2 protein-coding genes are annotated in these 2,393 nt (G+C 58.3%); both read left to right on the plus strand.

The window, feature by feature from the left end:
* The first annotated feature begins 144 nt into the window (after nucleotides 1-144).
* Nucleotides 145-513 carry an Asp23/Gls24 family envelope stress response protein gene (locus L248_RS06100; protein ID WP_022529262.1) on the plus strand — a complete coding sequence of 123 codons (369 nt, stop codon included), beginning with the start codon at nucleotides 145-147 and terminating at the stop codon, nucleotides 511-513.
* 30 nt (nucleotides 514-543) lie between these two features.
* On the plus strand, nucleotides 544-2,214 hold the full coding sequence (locus tag L248_RS06105; protein ID WP_022529263.1) for a DAK2 domain-containing protein: 1,671 nt from the start codon (nucleotides 544-546) through the stop codon (nucleotides 2,212-2,214).
* Nucleotides 2,215-2,393 lie beyond the last annotated feature (179 nt).

Genomic DNA, 2,393 nt, shown 5'->3' on the forward strand with positions numbered 1-2,393 from the left:
TCAAGTCGTGCCCACGGCGTCCCACACCCATCCTGCGGAGCCCGAAGCCACCCGGCGTCGCGATAGACACACCTTTCTCCCAACCGTCCCACCCCCCACATGTGGTATGATAAGTTAAGAATATCCAAACAAGGAGGCCCAATCATGGCCGTCAAAATTGAGACCAAATACGGCACCATCGCCATCGCCAACAACGTCATCGCGACCGTCGTCGGCGGCGGCGCCACCGATGTGTACGGCATCGTCGGGATGGCATCCAAACAAATCTTCCGGGACAACTTCAACGAGATCCTGAACCGCGACAGCTATTCCCGCGGGGTCGTCGTGCGCCAAGACGACGCCGGTGTCACCGTCGACGTTTTCATCATCGTCGGCTACGGGTTAAAAATTTCCGAAGTTTGCCGCAACGTCCAAGATAAAGTAAAATACAATCTCGAATCGATGTTGGGGATCACGGCCCAAGCGGTGAATGTGATTGTCCAGGGCGTACGCGTGCTGGGCGACGAAGATTAAATAACCCGAGTCATCGAGGAGGAATATGCAGTGGCAGTAACAGAGATCACCGTGGACAAGCTGACCGATATGATTCGGGTCGCCGCCCACCGGTTGAGTAAAAATGTGGAATTTGTCAATTCATTGAACGTTTTTCCCGTCCCAGACGGGGATACCGGCACCAACATGAGCCTCACCCTGGCCAGCGGCGTGAAGAACGTGAATAACGTCAACGCTAAGACCGTTGGTGAGATGACCAAGGCCCTGGCCAAGGGCACTTTGATGGGCGCCCGGGGCAACTCCGGCGTCATTTCTTCCCAACTGTTCCGCGGCTTCGCTAAGGCGACCGAGAAGAAAACGACTCTCACCGCCCAGGACTTGGCTGATGCCTTGACCGGCGGCGTGCAGACCGCGTACAAGGCGGTTATGAAGCCCGTTGAGGGCACGATTCTGACCGTCGCCCGGGAAGCTGCTAAGGCCGGTAATAAGGCCGCTCAGACAAACAACGACGCCACCGTGGTGATGCAGGCCGTCGTCACCGGCGCCAAACGGGCTCTTGCCCAGACGCCCAACCTGCTGCCGGTGCTGAAAGAAGTGGGGGTCGTTGACTCCGGCGGCCAGGGGCTGGTCTTCATCTATGAAGGCTTCCTCGAGGCCTTGAATGGCCAGACGTCCAGCGATGAATACGTACCGGACGACCAGGAGATGGACGAAATGATCAACGCCGTTCACCACCAGTCGATCCAGGGGCAGCTGTCCACCGCCGATATTAAGTACGGCTACTGCACGGAAATGATGGTCGAGCTGAACCAGCACCCCGAAAAGGGCCAGGAATTCGACTACGACAGCTTCCGCAATTACTTGAACGACTTAGGCGATTCTCTGCTGGTCGTGGCGGATGACGAAGTCGTCAAGGTCCACGTCCACACCGAGCACCCCGGCCGTGTTTTCCGTTACGGCAGCAAGTACGGCAAGCTGGACAAGATCAAGATCGATAATATGCGGGCGCAACACGACGACATTGTTGAGCGGCAGGCGCAAGAAGCGACCAAACCCCAAGCGCCGGCGAAGTTCGGGGTCGTCGCGGTCGCGTCCGGTCACGGTGTGGCCGAATTGTATCGGTCTCTTGGCGTCACCGAGATCCTCGAAGGCGGCCAGACGATGAATCCTTCCACTGAAGACATCTTGGCGGCCATCAAGAAGGCCAATGCCGAGAACGTACTGGTCCTGCCCAACAACGGCAACATCTTCATGGCTGCCCAGCAGGCCGCCAGCAACGCCAAGAACGCCGTCCAGGTGGTACCCACCAAGAGCATCCAGCAGGGGATGACCGCCATGCTGTCCTTCAATCCCGATGAGACCTTGGCCGAGAACGCCAAGGAAATGACCGACAGCCTGAGCACTGTGGCCAGCGGCGAACTGACCGTGGCTACCCGGGACACGACCATCAATGGCATGACCATCAAGAAGGACGACTTCATCGGCATCGTCGACGGCGATATCGCTGTCAACGGCACCGACCGCGTTCAGGTAATGACCGACATGATCACCAAGATGCTGACGGAGGACAGTGAGATCATCACCATCCTTTACGGCGTCGACGGGACGAAGGAAGAAGCCCAAGCTGTGGCCGACGCGGTGACCGCAGAGAACGACGACCTGGAAGTCGAGATCCACGAAGGCGACCAGCCGGTTTATGCGTACTTGGTTTCCGTTGAATAGAAGTTTCCTGCTTTGGCCTGACGAGAACCGATTCCTTGGTTTTCGTTGGGCTCTTCTTGTAGAAAGGAGGCGGCGTGGCGCTTCGCGCTGCCGCCTTGGGGAGCAGGGAGAAATGTACGCTGTGGCCCGGCGATTTGGGCCCTCCGGCTGGCTGGGGCGGCGACGCGAAGCTAGTGCGA

It is taken from the genome of Schleiferilactobacillus shenzhenensis LY-73, assembly GCF_000469325.1.
Lineage (GTDB): Bacteria > Bacillota > Bacilli > Lactobacillales > Lactobacillaceae > Schleiferilactobacillus > Schleiferilactobacillus shenzhenensis.

Coding starts and splice junctions, on each gene's coding strand:
- L248_RS06100 (WP_022529262.1), top strand. CDS start 145: ATGGCCGTCAAAATTGAGACCAAATACGGCACCATCGCCATCGCCAAC.